The 15,955-nt window shown below is 68.9% G+C and carries 22 protein-coding genes and 3 pseudogenes; 14 read left to right on the top strand and 11 right to left on the bottom strand.

Features of this window, described 5'->3' with window-relative positions:
* Window positions 1-42 precede the first annotated feature (42 nt).
* Together IE207_RS21415 and IE207_RS21420 are read right to left on the bottom strand one after the other, a co-directional pair.
* Window positions 43-930, bottom strand: coding sequence for a LysR family transcriptional regulator (locus tag IE207_RS21415; RefSeq protein ID WP_190185871.1), 888 nt, complete (start codon window positions 928-930; stop codon window positions 43-45).
* A 462-nt stretch (window positions 931-1,392) separates the two neighbouring features.
* Complete coding sequence (locus IE207_RS21420; protein WP_229873866.1) at window positions 1,393-1,800, bottom strand: TipAS antibiotic-recognition domain-containing protein; 408 nt, start codon at window positions 1,798-1,800, stop codon at window positions 1,393-1,395.
* Window positions 1,801-2,175: 375 nt separating this feature from the next.
* Here IE207_RS21420 and IE207_RS33825 point away from each other — a divergent pair, with 375 nt between their 5' ends.
* Both IE207_RS33825 and IE207_RS21430 read left to right on the top strand, forming a co-directional pair.
* On the top strand, window positions 2,176-2,298 hold the full coding sequence (locus IE207_RS33825; protein WP_268250199.1) for a hypothetical protein: 123 nt from the start codon (window positions 2,176-2,178) through the stop codon (window positions 2,296-2,298).
* A 216-nt stretch (window positions 2,299-2,514) separates the two neighbouring features.
* Window positions 2,515-3,000 (top strand): WapI family immunity protein, encoded by a 486-nt coding sequence (locus IE207_RS21430; RefSeq protein ID WP_190185873.1) that lies wholly within the window; start codon window positions 2,515-2,517, stop codon window positions 2,998-3,000.
* A gap of 92 nt (window positions 3,001-3,092) precedes the next feature.
* Here the strand turns inward: IE207_RS21430 and IE207_RS33340 are convergent, their stop codons facing one another.
* Window positions 3,093-3,359 carry a hypothetical protein gene (locus IE207_RS33340; RefSeq protein ID WP_229873867.1) on the bottom strand — a complete coding sequence of 89 codons (267 nt, stop codon included), beginning with the start codon at window positions 3,357-3,359 and terminating at the stop codon, window positions 3,093-3,095.
* A 23-nt stretch (window positions 3,360-3,382) separates the two neighbouring features.
* Here IE207_RS33340 and IE207_RS33345 point away from each other — a divergent pair, with 23 nt between their 5' ends.
* From IE207_RS33345 to IE207_RS33360, 4 genes and pseudogenes are all read left to right on the top strand, one after another.
* A complete protein-coding gene (locus tag IE207_RS33345; RefSeq protein WP_229873868.1) occupies window positions 3,383-3,661 on the top strand; it encodes a hypothetical protein in 279 nt (92 codons plus the stop codon).
* A complete protein-coding gene (locus IE207_RS33350; protein WP_229873869.1) occupies window positions 3,658-3,909 on the top strand; it encodes a hypothetical protein in 252 nt (83 codons plus the stop codon). Before IE207_RS33345 ends, IE207_RS33350 begins: the two co-directional genes overlap by 4 nt.
* A 107-nt stretch (window positions 3,910-4,016) precedes the next feature.
* Window positions 4,017-4,490, top strand: a complete 474-nt coding sequence (locus IE207_RS33355; RefSeq protein WP_229873880.1) for a transposase family protein — start codon at window positions 4,017-4,019, stop codon at window positions 4,488-4,490.
* 160 nt (window positions 4,491-4,650) lie between these two features.
* Window positions 4,651-4,944 (top strand): annotated as a pseudogene (locus IE207_RS33360) (PucR family transcriptional regulator); the annotation flags it as partial.
* A gap of 42 nt (window positions 4,945-4,986) precedes the next feature.
* On the opposite strand, the gene IE207_RS33365 reads toward IE207_RS33360, so the two are convergent.
* Entirely contained in the window at window positions 4,987-5,334 is a 348-nt protein-coding gene (locus IE207_RS33365) for a hypothetical protein (RefSeq protein ID WP_308433641.1), read from the bottom strand.
* Window positions 5,335-5,603: 269 nt separating this feature from the next.
* Between IE207_RS33365 and IE207_RS21450 the strand changes: the two genes are divergently transcribed.
* The 5 genes and pseudogenes from IE207_RS21450 (at window position 5,604) to IE207_RS21465 (ending at window position 8,319) form a co-directional block, all read left to right on the top strand.
* Complete coding sequence (locus IE207_RS21450) at window positions 5,604-6,083, top strand: hypothetical protein (protein ID WP_190185875.1); 480 nt, start codon at window positions 5,604-5,606, stop codon at window positions 6,081-6,083.
* Window positions 6,035-7,075, top strand: a complete 1,041-nt coding sequence (locus IE207_RS33370; RefSeq protein WP_229873870.1) for a DUF8825 domain-containing protein — start codon at window positions 6,035-6,037, stop codon at window positions 7,073-7,075. Before IE207_RS21450 ends, IE207_RS33370 begins: the two co-directional genes overlap by 49 nt.
* A 117-nt stretch (window positions 7,076-7,192) precedes the next feature.
* Window positions 7,193-7,411 (top strand): annotated as a pseudogene (locus IE207_RS34165) (DUF6233 domain-containing protein); the annotation flags it as partial.
* A 94-nt stretch (window positions 7,412-7,505) separates the two neighbouring features.
* Window positions 7,506-7,718 carry a hypothetical protein gene (locus IE207_RS21460; RefSeq protein WP_190185876.1) on the top strand — a complete coding sequence of 71 codons (213 nt, stop codon included), beginning with the start codon at window positions 7,506-7,508 and terminating at the stop codon, window positions 7,716-7,718.
* 49 nt (window positions 7,719-7,767) lie between these two features.
* Window positions 7,768-8,319 (top strand): response regulator transcription factor, encoded by a 552-nt coding sequence (locus tag IE207_RS21465; RefSeq protein ID WP_190185911.1) that lies wholly within the window; start codon window positions 7,768-7,770, stop codon window positions 8,317-8,319.
* Between the two features lie 206 nt (window positions 8,320-8,525).
* On the opposite strand, the gene IE207_RS21470 is transcribed toward IE207_RS21465, so the two are convergent.
* Window positions 8,526-8,870, bottom strand: coding sequence for a hypothetical protein (locus IE207_RS21470; RefSeq protein WP_190185877.1), 345 nt, complete (start codon window positions 8,868-8,870; stop codon window positions 8,526-8,528).
* A gap of 161 nt (window positions 8,871-9,031) precedes the next feature.
* On the opposite strand from IE207_RS21470, the gene IE207_RS21475 reads away from it, so the two are divergent.
* From IE207_RS21475 to IE207_RS33830, 3 genes are read left to right on the top strand one after another with little or no spacing between them, the layout of a single operon-like run.
* Window positions 9,032-9,706 (top strand): winged helix-turn-helix domain-containing protein, encoded by a 675-nt coding sequence (locus tag IE207_RS21475; protein WP_190185878.1) that lies wholly within the window; start codon window positions 9,032-9,034, stop codon window positions 9,704-9,706.
* A gap of 4 nt (window positions 9,707-9,710) precedes the next feature.
* Window positions 9,711-11,096 (top strand): ATP-binding protein, encoded by a 1,386-nt coding sequence (locus IE207_RS21480; protein WP_190185879.1) that lies wholly within the window; start codon window positions 9,711-9,713, stop codon window positions 11,094-11,096.
* 25 nt (window positions 11,097-11,121) lie between these two features.
* Window positions 11,122-11,250, top strand: coding sequence for a hypothetical protein (locus IE207_RS33830; protein ID WP_268250200.1), 129 nt, complete (start codon window positions 11,122-11,124; stop codon window positions 11,248-11,250).
* Between the two features lie 129 nt (window positions 11,251-11,379).
* Here IE207_RS33830 and IE207_RS21485 read toward each other — a convergent pair whose 3' ends face one another.
* From IE207_RS21485 to IE207_RS21515, 6 genes and pseudogenes are all read right to left on the bottom strand, one after another.
* Window positions 11,380-12,087, bottom strand: a complete 708-nt coding sequence (locus tag IE207_RS21485) for a Tn3 family transposase (protein WP_190185880.1) — start codon at window positions 12,085-12,087, stop codon at window positions 11,380-11,382.
* Between the two features lie 50 nt (window positions 12,088-12,137).
* The gene (locus IE207_RS21490; RefSeq protein ID WP_229873871.1) at window positions 12,138-12,662 is read right to left on the bottom strand and encodes a Tn3 family transposase; all 525 of its coding nucleotides are present in this window, start codon (window positions 12,660-12,662) and stop codon (window positions 12,138-12,140) included.
* Window positions 12,592-13,517 (bottom strand): IS5 family transposase gene (locus IE207_RS33375; protein ID WP_373304741.1). Its coding sequence is split into 2 segments (ribosomal slippage): window positions 12,592-13,133 and window positions 13,133-13,517, totalling 927 coding nucleotides; the frame shifts between segments, so codons are not numbered across the junction. Before IE207_RS33375 ends, IE207_RS21490 begins: the two co-directional genes overlap by 71 nt.
* A gap of 54 nt (window positions 13,518-13,571) precedes the next feature.
* Window positions 13,572-14,408, bottom strand: coding sequence for an alpha/beta fold hydrolase (locus tag IE207_RS21505; RefSeq protein WP_190185884.1), 837 nt, complete (start codon window positions 14,406-14,408; stop codon window positions 13,572-13,574).
* Window positions 14,405-14,998, bottom strand: a complete 594-nt coding sequence (locus IE207_RS21510; RefSeq protein WP_190185885.1) for a TetR/AcrR family transcriptional regulator — start codon at window positions 14,996-14,998, stop codon at window positions 14,405-14,407. The genes IE207_RS21505 and IE207_RS21510 overlap by 4 nt, the downstream gene beginning before the upstream one ends.
* Before the next feature lie 204 nt (window positions 14,999-15,202).
* Window positions 15,203-15,630 (bottom strand): annotated as a pseudogene (locus IE207_RS21515) (transposase); the annotation flags it as partial.
* Window positions 15,631-15,955: the final 325 nt, after the last annotated feature.

Consider the following 15,955-nt stretch of genomic DNA (forward strand, 5'->3'; position numbering starts at 1 on the left):
TACCGCCCCTTCATGACCTCCACGACCGATCTGGTCATCTGCTCATGACGCGTCAGGCATGAGCCGTTCACGTGCCAGCCGGCGGAAGTCCAGCGCACCGGGTGACAGGTAGGCGCCCTGCCGCCAGACGAGGGTCAGCGTGCGACGGCTCTCCGCGCTCCCCAGACGCGCCCAGGCCACCGGTCCGTCCTCACCGATCGCCCGCCGGGCGACGGCGGGCATCAGCCCGACCCCGAGGCCCGCCCCGACCATCTCCGGCGTGGCCGCCGCCTCGTCACCCTCGCAGACCACCTGCGGACGCAGCCCCTCCCGCGCGAACAGCCCGTCGAGGAGCGCGCGCTGCCAGTGCCCCGTACGGGTACTGACGAACTCCTCCGCTGCCAGCTCGGCCACCGCGACGTCCTCGCGGCCGGCCAGGCGGTGTCCGCGCGGAACGGCGAGGAACACCTCCTCGCTGGACAGTTCCACCGAGGCCAGCCCCGGCCCGGACAACGCCTGGGACGCCAACGCGAAATCCACTTCGCCGGATGCGACGTGCCGCCGCATCCCCTCCAGCGAGGCCTGGAACAGCCGCACCCTCACACCCGGACGCTGCGCACGGAAGGCGGCCAGCACCCCGGCCAACTGCAACAAGGTCTCCGCCGCCACGGCCACCCGCCCCGGGCCTGAGGCGGCCGCGTCGGCCATCTCCCGCCGCCCGTCCTCCAGTTCGGCGAGGGCCTTGTCGACCCGCCTGAGGAATGCGGCGCCGCGGTCGTTGAGCCGTATCCGACGCCCCTGACGGTCGAAGAGGCGCACGCCGAGCTGCGACTCGATCCGGCTGATCGTCCGGCTCAGCGAGGGCTGCGCGACGCGCAGCTCCTGCGCGGCCCTGCTGATGTGCTGGTGACGGGCCACGGCCTGGAAGTAGCGCAGTGCAAGGAGATCCATGGCAGTAGTGTCTCCGGCCCCATCGCGTCCGACGGCAGCCCGGTGACGTGAGCCCGCCCGCCGATGTCGAGGGCAGCGGCTACGCCGTGCGCCACCGACCGGGCGCGTTGCGGAGCACGCCGATACGGCGCGAGCGTCCCAGCCCATGATCATGGGGCTTGGCGAAGACAGCACCCGGCGGTTCCTTGCGAAGGTCACCGCGATGCCGGGCTCCAGCCGCGTGCTGATGGGCGCGGCACACCGTGGAATCGACGCTCGGATCCCACACAATGGCACCCTTCGCATCGGCCAGGGACTCGCACCGGCTGAAGACCCGGTGCCAGGTGCCGTGCCGCCGCCATCGGCGGAACAAGTCGTAGATCCTGGCGCCGGATCCGCCGACGCCCGGCTCTCGACGACCTCCTGAAGAGCACCGAATGATCACGACATCACGCAGGCCTCAGACTAGCCCGTGTGGCCCGACTACGCCGGAGTCTCGGCCCCTGCACTGGGGGCGAACCCGCTTCCCTGCTCGGCGAACACCTTGATCGCGGCGCCCATGAACTCCACCATCCCGGGGTGGTAGGAATCGTGGAACGCCCTCATGGCCTCGTCCTCGGCGTAGAAGAGCGACATGCCGACGTAGGCCTCCTTTGAAGGGGTGTAGAACCGGCAGATGATGTCGAAGTGCCTGCGGACGAGCTCCTGGACCTGCTGGTCTCCGGGCAGGGAGCCGCGGTCCAGGAAAGTCGTGATCTCCCGGTACAGGACGTCCCAGTCCTGATGGACCCGCTCCCTATCCACGTGTTCCCAGTTGTTGGTCCCGGCGAGGCTCTTCGCCTGCTCCCGGGCCAACGACTTGCGACACTCGTCCTCGTAACTGTTTCTCACGGCACCGGTTCCCATCGTTTCGTCACCTCTCCGGTGGATCCCCGAGAGGCCGCCGACATGTCGGCTTCGACCGGCCGTCGATGATCAACTGCCGGTCCAGGCCGGACGGTGACACACAGCCACCGGGTCGGCAAACCATTTCTTGGCTCCTCCGGCGCACTGGGGCCGTCGCCACCACTGACCGGTGTCCGGGTGTCGGCGTCCAATGACTGACCGCGAACGTCCAGCAACCAGGGCGGCGGGTGGAGCCCTACGGTCGGCCCGAGGGCCACGGCGTACATCCACGATCTCGTCTCCCGTGGCATCGCGCCCGACTTCGCCGTTGCCTGGCGCGTGGCACTGGGGATCGGCTGGCGGCGATGGCTGGAGGAATGCGTGGCGCACTGCGCAGACCCCGGCCTTCTCGTCGGGGTCTTGGACGTGTCGGCGAAGTCGCTGGTCCAGTACGCTCTCGACTCGGTCGCGGCCCTGCGTGAAGCCGGCCTTGCCGCCGCGTAGGGGTATACGGATGCCGAGGGATCGCACTGAGCCTTCGCCAACTTGACGTAGTAGGTCAAAGGGCTGGTGTGACCGGTCCCCGGGGTATTCGCGCTGGTCGTGGGCGGAGGTCTGGGGAGTAGATCATCTGACGGAGTCCCGTCGGCGCTCTGACCTGTGCACCTGGGTTGGAAGCCACGGTCCGTCCTGCTGGCCAGCACATGACATCCTGACTCAGTGCTCCTGAACGATCCCGCGATCAGCGTCGACCTTCGCCCAGTGCGCTACCAGTTCGCCGAGGTCCGGGGCGACTCGTATGACGACAACTGGCTGATCATTGATGGCACGGTGACAACTCCCGAGGGCAGCTGGTCCTTCGCCGATCCGTGTTTGCTCACCGATGAGGCTCGCCAGATAGCCGCGTGGTTGCGCGCGGTGGCCGCGGGGACGGTGGCCGTGACCGAACCTGATGCCGAAGGTGAGCTTTCGCCGGACACCTGGTTCATCGAGCCGCTCGTGGCCTTCAGCCTCGCCGATCGGAGCGAGGGCGGGCACGCGGTAATTCGGATTCATCTGTCCTTGGAGGCAGCGCCCCCGTGGCAACGGGGTGACGACCGGGCCGACATCTACCAGTACGTCGTGGAGGTCAGGATGGACGCTGCGGCGCTGCTTCACGCCGCTGACCAGTGGGACCTCGCCCTGGCTTCCTTCCCGTCTCGCTGATCACTGTTCATGCGCCACAACCCCACCTACGTTCTCGCAAGATCCACCCCAGCCCCGGGCCGGCCGCCTGACACGTCCGGTCCGACCGATTCCTACTCGCAGTGGCCCGGCAGTCTTCTACGATCCGGTGCATGCTGGATCCCGAGCTGCTGGAACGGATCACCGCGCGGCGCGCGGAACTGGACGAACTTGAAGAACAGCTGGTCAAACAGCTCGCAGGAGTGCGGGACGAGCGGGACGAACTCGCCGTCGCCGAACGCGTCCTTGAACGGATGACCGTGCAGCTCGCCGAGGAACGTGCCTCTGCCAGGCCGGTGCCCGGGCAGGTAGCTGGCCGGACGGTGATGCTGATCCCGCACCGAGAGCCGGGCCGGACGAAAGCATGCTCCCGCCGGACTACCAGCGCATCATCACCGCCGTACGACAGGCCGCCGGACCGATCATGGCCCGCGAGGTCGGCGAGGTAGTGGGGGTGGACATCAGCGTGAAGGCCAAGCTGGAACCGCTCCGCAGCAAGCTGGTCAGACTCGTCGACCGCGGCTGGCTGCGGAAACTGCCCGCGGCCGGTTCACCACCCGCCTGTGACCGGGCGCAACGCCACCCGGAGCGAATCCGAACGGGCGTAACCCGGCTGCCCCCGGCGCCCGTTGGAATTGTGTGACGAATATCAGAAAGCGTGCCGAGGACACCTGCCCGCTCGTCTACCAGTGCCGCCTGCCGCTGTCCACGCACACGGTCAACCACCTCGCCGGGCTGCTGCGGCGTCATCTGAAGGCGATTCGGTCCAGGTGGCGGATCCTGCCGCCTGGGAAGATCGCGGTGGTCGTCCTGGCCGTACTGCGCCACGACCAGCGTCTGGCCGACATGGCCGGCGGAGACGACGTGTCCGAGTCCACCGTCCGCCGCTGACGCGACGAGCTGATCGGGCTTGTCGCCGCCCAGGCGCCGCGCCAGGACCGCGCCCTGAAGAAGGTCACCAAGCAGGGCGGGGAGGTGGTCCTGATCGAGGCACCCTCATCCGCACCCAGCGCCGCACCGGCAAGGCCGACCGGCGGAACTACTCCGGCAAACACCGCAGCCACGGCCGGCACTTCCTCGCCCTGACCGACGAGAAGGGCCGACTGATCTGGGTATCCGCCGCCCGTCCCGGCCGCACCCACGACAACACCGCCGCCCGCCACGACCACATCCTGGCCCACCTGCGCGCCGCCGGCCTCGGAGCGCTGGCCGACCTCGGCTTCCGCGGCCTGGACAACGACATCCTCGACCCCGTGATCGTCACCGGCTACATCGCCACCCGCACCCACAAGCTCACTCGAGGCGAGAAGGAGGCCAACCGCGTCCTCGCCGTCGGACGGGCACCCGTTGAGCACGGCTTCGCCCACCTCAAGAACTGGCGGATCCTCACCGAGCTTCGCATCGACCCCGCCCGCACCACCCAGCTCCTGCGGGCCCTGCTCGTCCTGACGAACCTCGAAATCAACCGATGACGGACGATCTTCTATGCGGACTCCCGCCCACGACCAGCGCGAGTACCCCGGGGACCGGTCACACCAGCCCTTTGACCTGCTACTTCAAGTTGGCGAAGGCTCACTTACCCAGCTGATCGCCAGCGGGGGACCGATGGCAGAAGACCTGGCCGAGGGGCGCATGCGCTACCGGATGGGGTGTTGGCACGTGGGTCTCGTCCTGTGGATCAATGATCCTCAGCAGGTCGAGGCCCCGGACGAGGCGATCCCGGCCGTGCGCTCCGCTGCCGGTAGCCGGAGCGCCCTGGTGGCGCGTGCCTGTGCCAGGTCGCGGTGGATCTGGCTCTCGGGGGCGTCCGTCCCGGACCTTCACGGTGTGGAGAAGGCCCTTGCGACGACCGACGAGGTCCGCGCGGCGGTGGGAAGGCCGGGACGTGGCCTCGAAGGATTCCGGTCCAGCCACCAGGACGCCCTCGCGGCGCAGGCGCTGGTCATCCGGCTCGGCTCCAACCGGCGCTTAACCGTCTACGCCGATGTCGAAGAGGTCACCGAGTTCGATGAGTTCGTCCCGCAGGACGACGGGTCGCAGGTCGTGGGGGATGACCCGCTGGGCGATCTTCGCCTGTGGCGAGCGGCGCCGCGCCGGGGTGGTGCGGGGAGCCGGGACGGGGCCAGTGGCCTGGGGGTCGGAGAACCGCGGTGCACCCGCATCCCCTGCCGAGGCCGAGGCTGTAGTCGGGGCAGGGTGGCCCGGGGCGGTGGGTGCCTGGGAGGTGGCAGCGGTCTTCGCTCCGGGGGTGGCGGCCGCGCATCGGGAGCAGCACTCCATCACCTGCCACCAGCGTGCTTCCCGGTCGGTGACCACGGCCAGGACGACGGGGCCGTCGTACCGCCAGGATTCGGTGCGCGTCCGGCCGGTATCGGGCAGTCCTGCATGGTGAACTCGCCCCTGTTTCGGCCGAAGCAAAGGCCACCCTCTGGCTGATTGTTCCGGCGGACGTTTCCGGCCTGCATCGGCCCAAATCGCCAGCGGCGCTGCCAGCAAGATCGCTGACTGTAATTGTCACCTGTCGGATTGTCAGTTGCGCCCTCTACCGTGCATGGCAGCGGTCTTCTTCAGGGGGAGGGCAGGCCATGGCCAACATCGTCTGGCACACCAAGCTCAAGATGCGTCTCGACCTCACACAAAATGATCTCGGGCAAGGCATTGAGGGCCTGTGGGACCTGATCTACGACACGGATCGGCTCTATGCCTCACGCAACGTCCCGGTCTCCGAGCGCGGGCTGCAGTGCGGCGGGATCTGCCAGGAAAAGGGGGTGGTGGCCTGGATGCACCTACGGCTGCGCGCCAACGGTCGGCGCGAGGCCGTTCACGAGCGGGCCGAGGACGAGGAACGCCACAAAGCGCCCATGAGCGACGAGCACAAGGCGTACCAAGAACGGATCCTTCGCGCCGCCGAGGAAGGCGGCTTCCCAGGCGACAGCGAAGTCCGTACGCCTGTCGGAACCCGAGGCTGGATCCAGACCGACACCCTGGTCGAAGGGGAGGGCGGCCGTCGCATCGGATGGAGATCCAGCTCTCGTCCGCCGGAGCCGAGGGACCGCGCAGCGTGAAGGCACGCGCTGCAAAGGCGGCGAAGCTGGGCATCACGCCGGCCTGGCACACCGACCGGGTCGACTACGCCCGACGCAACGACACTCAGTGGACTGGGAGCAACAATCTGCCCGCCCACGTCATCGCGAAGACCGGCGACCTGCGCGTTGTCTCCGGTTTCCGAGCCCTGGACTTCTGGCTCTGCGATCTTCGGGCGCTCTATCCCTGCCCCGACGGTGTCCGGCGGTGCGGAAAACACCACGTCACACCCAAACCTCGTGACGTGCTGTTCGACGACCTAGTTCGCCAGACGGCGGCCGGCTCCATCGTGCCCGTCGAACACCTCAGGGGATCAAGGCTCGACAAGTTCTGGGTGACCAGCGAGGACCGCGACCGGCTCGAGGACCTGCTGGAGGGCGCCCTCATCCTGAACCCAGCGCCGCCGGAGGGGGCAACACCGAAGTCCAGTCCAAACGCCCCGACCTGCCGCACGGCAACGGCCGCGGCCTCCCCAGCCCAACCTGCGGCCATAACTTCTCCCGCGCCCTTGAATACCCCTATCGCCACAGGCGGCGCGTTCTCGACCACTCGCCCGAGCGTCGAGTTCCCATCGGAATTCGAACAGACTTACGATTCAGGGGTGACCTCGAACGCGAACGTCTTCCCCGACGACCTCCTCCAGCTCCAAGAGCGCCTCCACCGCATTCGTGCCGAGCACACCGCGTATCTGGCCGGCCTGCCATGGAGCGTGGAACCGGTCAAGGGGTGGGCGCGCTGGGAGCACTTCTCCCACCGTGGGGACGTCCCTGACAGCCCAGGCTGGACGCCGGAGCAGAAGGAGCGCGTGGACTGGATGTGGCAGGAGCTGCGGGACCTGTCGGCCGCCGTGGTCGACCACCCGTACTGGAAGACCGTCGAGCGGGAGAAGGTCGTCGAGGCCCGCATGCTGATGAAGAAGCAGGCCCGCCCCGCCGCACCTAGCGCCGCAGAGAACGCGTCGGAGGCGGCGTAGCCGCCATGGCCGGCCGAGACCCGCTACTGCCGCCCAATTTGGGACCAGCTCCAGCTGGTGGTGATACACCGATGGCTCGAGCTCACCCTCGAACGCGTCGAAACCAAGATCCAAGAGGTGTGGGAAGCAGAGGCCGAAGTCGCGCGCCGACAGCCGCTCCTGGAACCGTCGCGGTGGTGGATCGAGTACGGCATCGGCGTCCAGCGGCAGCCGACCCGCGTCCACACCACCGGCTACCGCCGCGGAGCCCGCTCGCGCTCCGCCACCCAGGACATGGCCGTGGAGGTACTGCGTGCGGTGCCGTCCGTGATCGCGTGCCCGCTGTGCCGCCCGGACCGGGAACTGGGCCTGCTCGACGAGTGCGGCGGCCTGGACCCGACCGGACACGGCCTGAGTGCGGCCCCGGGGCATCGGCCGCGACTCTGGAGCCATGGCCGACGACTCCAAAGTGACCATTCACCCTCCCGACGAGCGGGGCCGCCACCTGGTGACCTACCGGCGCGAGGAACTCGGCCGGGCGACCAGCGAGCGGGACGTCCGGGAGTTCCTCTACCGGGCAGGCATGGCAGACGCCGAGGACGTCGACCTGACCGACGAGGCCCTCTTCGACTGGCAGGGCACCGGACCCGAGTCCTGGGCCTGAGCCGTGAAGGCCCTGTGGAACGGAGCGATCTCGTTCAGGCTGGTCGACCCTGCGCGCCGAACTCCCCGACCTGGTCATCGTCATCCTTACCGCCCGCAGCGACGAGATTGACGTCATCGCCGGCCTCGACGCCGGAGCCGACGACTACCTCGTCAAGCCGTTCACCCTGACCGTGCTGCTGGCCCGGCTCCGCGCCCACCTGCGCCGCCGCCCACCCAGTTCAGCTCCGGAGGAAGGGCCGATTCGTGTCGGTGACCTGACCGTCGACACCTCCGCACGCCGCTGCCTGCTCGCCGCCGACGAGATCGCGCTGCGGCCCAAGGAATTCGAACTGCTCGTCGTCCTCGCCCGACACGCGGGCGTGGCGGTCTCCCGCGAAGTCCTGATGGCGCAGGTCTGGGACGAGAACTGGTTCGGACCCACCAAAACCCTGGACGTCACAATCGCCTCGCTGCGCCGCCGCCTCAGCGAAGCGGCCGACGCCTCGCCCCACACCCTGACGCTGCCGGACATCACCACGCTACGCGGCCACGGCTACCGGCTGGAAGCCTTCCCGCCCGGCCCGGCACCTCGGACCGGGCATGACGTGCCTCCTTCCTGAGGGATTTCGCCGGGCAGTCGCGGAGCGGGAGCGGCCCCGGTCTGCGACACGTCGTCCTGGGGCCATGGGACCGGACGGCAGCCACTGGCCCGCGAGCCGCCCCAGCGGCCAGCCGGCCGACAGCGAGTACGGGGCGCCCGAACAGCGGGCCGTGGTGCCGTTCCGCGCCCTGGCCGGAACGCGGAACGGCACCACGGCCCGGTGGATCACTCCTCTCCGGTGAACTGGTGGTCGACAGAGCCGTTGGCATCGGCGTGGCCGCCGGGGCCGTCGGAGACACCGTTCTCGGGCGCCTCCCCGGACCGCTCCTGCTCCTGCCCCTCGCCGTTGTTCGCGTGGTCGGGGGCGTTCTGGTCGCCCTGCTGGATGTTGTCGGTGTCCGGGCCGGTGTTGTCCTTGTGGTCGGAGTTCACGGAGGCCGGAACCGAGACGGCGGGCACGCCGGCCGGCGCCGCGGAGGGGGCGCTCGCCATCGCGATACCGCCGCCCGCCCCGCCCGCCAGCAGCACCGCCCCGGCGATCAGCGCGAGCCTGCGTCGGACGATCGTCATCTTGATCTCTCCTTGCCTGACTGGATCGGATGCCCTTCCTTGCCGGGCACCACCAGCCTGCGAGCAGGCAGCTGAGAGGAGGCTGAGAGGCAGCACGCCTCTCAGCCTCCTCTCAGCAGACGGCCCCTACGGTGCGACGTAGGGTGAAAGGAGAGGCGGCTATGCGCGTGCTGATGGTCGAGGACGAACGCCCACTCGCGGCGGCGATCGCCCGCGGGCTCGCCGAGGAGGGCTTCGCGGTCGACATCGCCCACGACGGCGTGGACGGACTGTGGAGCGCCACCCACGAACCGCACGACGTCATCGTCCTGGACATCATGCTGCCCGGCCTGTCCGGATACGAAGTCCTCAAACGCCTGAGAGCCGCCAAGGTGTGGACCCCCGTGCTCATGCTGACCGCCAAGGACGGCGAGTACGACGAAGCGGACGCGCTCGACCTCGGAGCCGACGACTACCTCAGCAAACCCTTCTCCTACGTCGTGCTCCTCGCGCACCTGCGCGCGCTGCTGCGGCGCGGGGCGCCACAGCGCCCCGCCATACTCTCCGCCGCAGACCTCACCCTGGACCCCGCCCGCAGGCAGTGCCGTCGCTCCGGGCAGGACATCCCCCTGACCGCAAGGGAGTTCGCGCTCCTGGAGTTCCTGCTGCGCCGCCCGGACGAGGTGGTCAGCAAGACCGACATCCTCACCCACGTGTGGGACGAGAACTTCGACGGCGACACCAACATCGTCGAGGTCTACATCGGCTACCTCCGTCGCAAGATCGACACCCCCTTCGGCCGCCAGACAATCGACACCGTCCGCGGCGCCGGCTACCGGCTGAGCACCGGAGGGTGAGGCAATGAAGACCGGTATCGCGACATGGTGGGCCCGGCGGTCACTGCGGCTGCGCCTGACCGCAGCCGCCGCCCTGGTGACCGCGGCCGGACTGGCCGGGGCGGCCGTGCTGCTGGTCAACTGGCTCCAGACCAGCCTCATCAGCAGCCTCGACCAGACCGCCGTGCAACGCGCCCAAGTCATCGCCGCAGCCGTCGAGACCGGCAAACTGACCACCACCCTCCCGGCATCCGCCGAGGGCGACACCGCCATACAGGTCGTCGACTCCACAGGCACAGTGCGGGCCAGCTCAACGAACCTGGAGGGCGAGCCACGCCTGTTCACCTTCACCGCGACCACCTCCGGCGACCCCCAGGCCCGCACCGTGCGCGGGCTGCCCCTGGGCGACGACGGGACCTGGCGCACAGTCGCCATCCCCGCCGGCCGATCGCCCGACCCCGTCACCGTCTACGTCGCCGTGTCCACCGCCACCGTGGACCGCAGCATGACCCAGCTCACCGCCGCACTGGCCACCACCGTGCCCATCGTCGTCGCCCTGCTCACCGCCGTCGCCTGGCTGCTCACCGGCCGCGCGCTGCGCCCGGTAGACACCCTGCGCGCCCAGGCCTCCGCCATCACGGCCTGCGACCTGAGCCGCCGACTCGACGTCCCGCCCGCCCACGACGAACTGGGACGGCTGGCCAGCACACTCAACGACCTGCTCGGCCGACTGGACGCAGCCACACGCCAGCAGCGCCAATTCATCGCGGACGCCGCCCACGAACTGCGCAGCCCCCTGAGCAGCCTGCTCACCCAACTCGAAGTAGCCGTACGACACCCCGAGTCCGCGCACTGGCACACCCTGGCCCCCGACCTGGTGGAAGAGAGCGAACGCCTCGCCCGGCTCGTGGACGACCTCGTGCAGCTCGCCCGCCTCGACGCCCGACCCCGCCTACGGCACCAACCCGTGGACCTCGACGAGATCGTCTTCGCCGCAGTCCGCCGCGCCCGACAGCAGTCCCACCTCGCCATCGACGAGCACGCCGTGACCGCGGCCCGGGTCAACGGCGACGCCGACGCCCTCTCGCGCGTCGTACGCAATCTCCTGGACAACGCCACCCGGTACGCCACCAGCCGCATCGACGTACGGCTCGGCGTCATCGGCGGTGCCGCGTATCTGGTCATCGCCGACGACGGGCCCGGCATTCCCGAACCCGACCGGCAACGCGTCTTCGACCGCTTCACCCGTCTGGACGACGCACGGGCCAGGGACGCCGGCGGCAGCGGCCTCGGCCTGGCCATCGTCCGCGACATCGTCACCGCCCACCACGGCAGCGCCCACGTCGAGGACAACGCTCCCGGCGCCCGCATCGTCGTACGCCTCCCGTCAACAGCAGCTGACCACCCCTGACGGCAGCCAGCAGCCGCCAGGTGGCTTGGCCACGAACACCCCAGCACCGGTGGGCCCCCTCCACCGCACGATCCGCAACGGCTTCGTACCCCTCCACGTCGTCATGTGCGTCGAAGGCGACCGCGCCACCGCCGGACACCCCGCGAAGCTGTGATCGGCACCCACTCCGCGCCCACGTCATCCCCACCGCCACCTGACCGGCCCCCACGTTAGGGTGTTCGCACTCGGCCCCGGCGCCGCCCTCCCCCCGTGGGGCGCCGCCGGGGCTGACCGCTGCCCGGGGCTATTCCTCGGAGGCCTTCGGGTCGCGTAGCGCCCGCAGCGAGCCGTCGCCATGGGAGCGGACGATCGGGTACCGGCCATGGAAATCAATATGTTCATGGACCAGCGGAGAGAGGCGGGATCGGATCTCCGGTGAGATGGTCAGCCCGCCGGCCTGAAGCTCCTTGACGGCGGCGTCCATGTAGAGGGTGTTCCACCAGACCACCGCGTTCAGCGCCATGCCCAGGGTCCCCAACTGGTCTTCCATCCCCCTGTAGGGGTGCCTGAGCTCGCCGAGCCGTCCGAAGAAGATGCTCCGGGCCAGCGCATGGTGGTCCTCGCCGATGTTCAGCTGGACACCGATCATGCGCCGGTACGCCTCGGAGTCGATGAACTGGAGCAGGTGGAGGGTCTTGAAGATCCGGCCGTAGTGCGCGAGCGCGTCGCCCAGGCCCGTCATACGGTCGCCGCTGGTCATCATCCGCAGCAAGTCGTACGCCCGCACCTTGCCGGTCTGCAACGACCCGGCGACGCGCAGCATGTCCTCCCAGTTCTGCCGGATCCGCTCGACCTGCACGCGCTGGCGCGAGACCGCCTGGAGCGGCCCGTAGTCCTTGGACATGTCCAGGCGCCACAGCCGCGCGTCGGAGGCAACGTGCCCGCCACCCCAGTCGCAGGCGAGGTCGATGTCACCCTGCCGGCCGACCAACAGACCGGAGGCGGCACTCATCCCGGGCAGGTTCCAATAGCCCCAGTCCGCCGCCGTCAGCCGTGAGCGGGTCAGCGCCTTTTCCCCCGCTTGATGACCGGCTCCAACCCGATGTTCGTGGACTTGCTGACCAAAAGCGCGGTGAGCGTGAGGTCAAGATCCTGCGGCCGGGCGACCTTCCCGCCGATGTGCTCGAAGGGGTCGAACATGCCGGTACGGGCGTGGACCTCCAGCAGCAGCTCCGGATAGTCGATCCTCGGCAGCATCGCCTGCACCGCGTCGTGCACCGGCTTGAACCCCGCGGGCTCGGGCTCCGCCTCCAGACGGTCCAGGCGGATCTTCCCGTCCACGATGTCCACCGCCGCGCTCTGAGGCAGGCTCTCGGCGACATGCGCGTACATCTCGTCTAGCAGCACCTCCAGCTCGCCCAGGTGCTCGTCCGCACTGCCCGACAACTCCAGAGCGGTCAGCACCCTCGGCCTGTTGACCTGCCAGTCCGGCCCGGACAGGAGCCTCGCCCGCGGGTCACCCCAGTTGTCCGCACCCCTGGCGAACACATCCCGGCGCTTGAGCGCCGTGTGTACCCCATCCAGCACACAGAACGTCCACGCGTCCTTTCAGTCGGTTGATGGCGCGTTCGACGGTGTTGCGCTTCTTGTACTGCTCGCGGTCGAAGCCGGTGGGCCGGCCGCCTCGCGAACCACGGTTCCTGCGGTGTCTTTGCTGGTCGAGACGTTCGGGGATCGTGTGCGGGATGCCGCGTCGCCGCAGGTAGCGGCGGTTCTTGCGGGACGTGTAGGCCTTGTCCGCCAGAACATGGGCGGCCCGAGTGCGAGGCCGCCCAACTCCCTTACGGGGCACGGAAACCTGCTCCAATACCCGCTCGAACTGTGGTCCGTCACCGTAGTGTCCGGGTGTCAGGACGAGACCGAGAGGGCGGCACCGTCCGTCAGCCACGAGGTGGATTTTGGTGGTGAATCCGCCACGTGAGCGTCCCAGGCACTCGCGGATCTGACCACCTCCTCCAGCCGAGCCAGCAGTTTCCGCAATACCGGATCGACCTGGTTCGTCCCCGGAACGTTCCCCTTTTGAGGACCTGTGGCCGCCGGTGTCTTCCTCGCGCCGGCGGCATGCTGGTGGGCCCGCACCGCAGTCGAGTCGACTGACACCTCCCAGTCGATCTGGCCCGCGGCGTCCTCGGCGGCCTGGATCCGAGACAGCAGCATCGTCCACGTTCCGTCCGCTGACCAGCGGCGATGGCGTTTGTAGACGGTCTCCCACGGACCGAACCGCTCCGGCAGGTCCCGCCACTGCACGCCTGTTCGGACTCGGTGGAGCACCTCGTTGATCACCCGGCGGTGATCACTCCACCGGCCCCCACGCGCGCCACCACGAGGCAAGAACGACTCCAGCCGATCCCACTCCGCGTTCGTCAGATCCCCACGGCCCATACAGACAGCCTGACCCAACACCCGACTCGCGTCAGGAGATCCAAGAAATATCGCCTAGGCTCGGAATGCCTTCCGGAGGAGCTCACCGAACTCGGCAGGGTGCGTGGTCAGGCCGGTGTGCCCGCCGGGGAAGTGCAAAAGTTCCGTGCCGAGATGCTCGGCCAGGAAGGCGGCCGGACGGTAGGGCAGCTCGCCGCGTGAGTCCTGGCCGCAGGCGAGCACGAATCGGTCCGACAGTGCCTCCAGCCGGTGGATGTCCGGAGCGTAGGACATGAAGCTTGGCACGATGCGCCCAACGAAGTAGGGCAGGTTGGCCATCGTCCGCTCGGCCCGGGCCGCCGCCTGCGGTGGCAGCTTGACTTCGGCCTTCGGCTCGGTGGTGTCGCCGTCCTTCTTCATGCCGGCGGCGAACACGGCCATCGCCGGCATGAGCCCCTCGGAGCGGAAGGTCTCCTGCACGCGCGCGATGAGCGCGCGATGTTCGGGGGCGTCCGGCAGGACCTCCACCAGCGGCGGTTCGTGCGCCACGAGGCGCTCGACGCGTTCGGGGTGGGCGGTGAGCAGATGCAGGGCTGCGATAGCACCCGAGCTGGAGCCGAACACCCGGGCGGGCTCACGGGGCGACAGCAGGTCCATTATCCGCAACGCGTCGTCGGCGTGCTCGGCCACGCGTTGCTCGGCCTCGGGGTCGTCCAGCGTGCTTCGGGACATGCCGCGCGGGTCGTAGGCCGCGACGGTGTATTCGGCGGCCAGGTCGTCGGCGATGCCGTCGAAGGAGGCCGCGCCGCCAGCCCCTCCGGAGATCAGCAGCAGGAGCGGGCCCTGGCCACGCACTTCGTAGTGCAGGTTCGCGCCGTTCACGCGCAGGCTGCCGATGGTCGGGTCGATCATGAAGAGTCTCCTTCTCGGGACGGGGGCCAGTGCTCCAGGAGGGTGTGCAGGGCGTCGAGTGCGCGGATCCAGGAGTGCTGCGGCGAACGCTCGTTCGCGAACCCTCCCGCGGCCTCCAAGGCGACGAAGCCGTGGAACGTGCTGCGCAGCAACCGGACCGCATCGGTCAGGTCGGGTTCGGCCAGTCCGTAGCCGCGCAACATGCCGTAGGTCAACTCGACTGCGCGCCGCGGTCCGGTCGCCTTTGCGGCCAGCTCAGGGTCGATCTGGATCGGCGTCTGCGTCGCCGTGTAGCGCCCCGGATGCTCGTGGGCGTACTCCCGCCAGGCGTTGGCAAACGCGACCAGCGCGTCCTTGCCCGCGCGCCCGGAGGTCGCCTCCGCGATACGGATGGTCTTCTCGTCCGCCGCCAGCAGTGCGATTCGTCCACGCAGATCTTCGAGGCCGCGGACGTGCGTGTAGAGACTCGCATCCCTCACGCCGAGCCGCCGCGCCAACTGCGACATGGTCACCTGGTCGAGTCCGACCTCGTCCGCCAACTCGGCGCCCGCGATCGTCACCCGCTCCGCCGTCAGCCCTGCCCGCGCCATGCACCCTCCTCATTGCCCTAGGGGTCCTAGTTTGGGCCTAGAGCCCCTAGGAAAGCAAGCAGGAGGCATCACTTACGCCGGTACTGCTCTCGCGGATGGCTCACCGTGCGCCTGGCGCTCGGCGTGCATTGCCGCCTGGGCTCCGCCATGCTGATCACCCACTGCGACAATCGCGGGCAGATAGCTCCCCGCTAACTGATCGTTTTGCTTCCGGCCCACGATCTTCTTGCCGGCGTCGGTGCTCTGGCCGGCGGCGGGGACGCTGGCGGAGGTCTTGACGCTCTGCGCGTCGATCACACACGCGGAAGGCCCGCGTCCCGCCCTTCCTTCTCCCGCACCAGCCGCCTGAGTAGGCCATTGATCTGGGTGAACACGCCCTCGTCGGCCCATTTGGCGAAGTAGCCGTAGACCGTGTTCCAGTGCGGGAAATCGTGCGGGAGGTACCGCCACTGGACCCCGGTGCGATCCACATACAAGATCGCGTCCACGATGTCGCGCAGGTCGTGCTCGGGCGGCCGTCCGAAATCCAGGGCCCTACCGCGGCGCTCGAACCGCCAGGCCGAGAGCACCGGCTCGACCAACTTCCAGCGGGCATCGGACAGATCACTCGGATACGGGCGTCGCTTCTCCATGCTTCCGGCGTACCGACACGAATCGAATGCGCCCAGGCGCACAGCGATGACGACGGAAGCACACGAGCCGCGGAGGTCGGACACCTTGGGATGAGACAGAAACAGGACGCATCCAGCTTCGCCCGTCACCCCGTCCGCCCCACAGGCTCCGAACCAGAACTGCTACCTCACCGTCACCACGACCCCGCACCCACAGAATCGCCCTATACTGGGTGATGCGGATGAAAACGACCTCTGAGAGCCTGCTTTTGAAGGCTGTGGTTCTGGTTCGCCCGGATGATCGGCGGTTCGGGCTGTGAGGTCCGGCCAGGTGGGTGATTGCCTG

Origin of the sequence: Streptomyces cirratus (assembly GCF_014650775.1) — a bacterium.
GTDB classification, from domain to species: Bacteria; Actinomycetota; Actinomycetes; order Streptomycetales; family Streptomycetaceae; genus Streptomyces; species Streptomyces cirratus.

Excerpts from the sequence above, each read along its gene's own strand:
- IE207_RS21450 (WP_190185875.1), top strand. The coding sequence starts at position 5,604 with ATGGCCAACATCGTCTGGCACACCAAGCTCAAGATGCGTCTCGACCTC.
- IE207_RS21415 (WP_190185871.1), bottom strand. The coding sequence starts at position 930 with ATGGATCTCCTTGCACTGCGCTACTTCCAGGCCGTGGCCCGTCACCAG.
- IE207_RS21485 (WP_190185880.1), bottom strand. The coding sequence starts at position 12,087 with ATGAGTGCCGCCTCCGGTCTGTTGGTCGGCCGGCAGGGTGACATCGAC.
- IE207_RS21505 (WP_190185884.1), bottom strand. The coding sequence starts at position 14,408 with ATGATCGACCCGACCATCGGCAGCCTGCGCGTGAACGGCGCGAACCTG.
- IE207_RS33370 (WP_229873870.1), top strand. The coding sequence starts at position 6,035 with ATGGAGATCCAGCTCTCGTCCGCCGGAGCCGAGGGACCGCGCAGCGTG.
- IE207_RS21510 (WP_190185885.1), bottom strand. The coding sequence starts at position 14,998 with ATGGCGCGGGCAGGGCTGACGGCGGAGCGGGTGACGATCGCGGGCGCC.
- IE207_RS21460 (WP_190185876.1), top strand. The coding sequence starts at position 7,506 with ATGGCCGACGACTCCAAAGTGACCATTCACCCTCCCGACGAGCGGGGC.
- IE207_RS21470 (WP_190185877.1), bottom strand. The coding sequence starts at position 8,870 with ATGACGATCGTCCGACGCAGGCTCGCGCTGATCGCCGGGGCGGTGCTG.
- IE207_RS33345 (WP_229873868.1), top strand. The coding sequence starts at position 3,383 with ATGCTCCCGCCGGACTACCAGCGCATCATCACCGCCGTACGACAGGCC.
- IE207_RS21475 (WP_190185878.1), top strand. The coding sequence starts at position 9,032 with ATGCGCGTGCTGATGGTCGAGGACGAACGCCCACTCGCGGCGGCGATC.
- IE207_RS21480 (WP_190185879.1), top strand. The coding sequence starts at position 9,711 with ATGAAGACCGGTATCGCGACATGGTGGGCCCGGCGGTCACTGCGGCTG.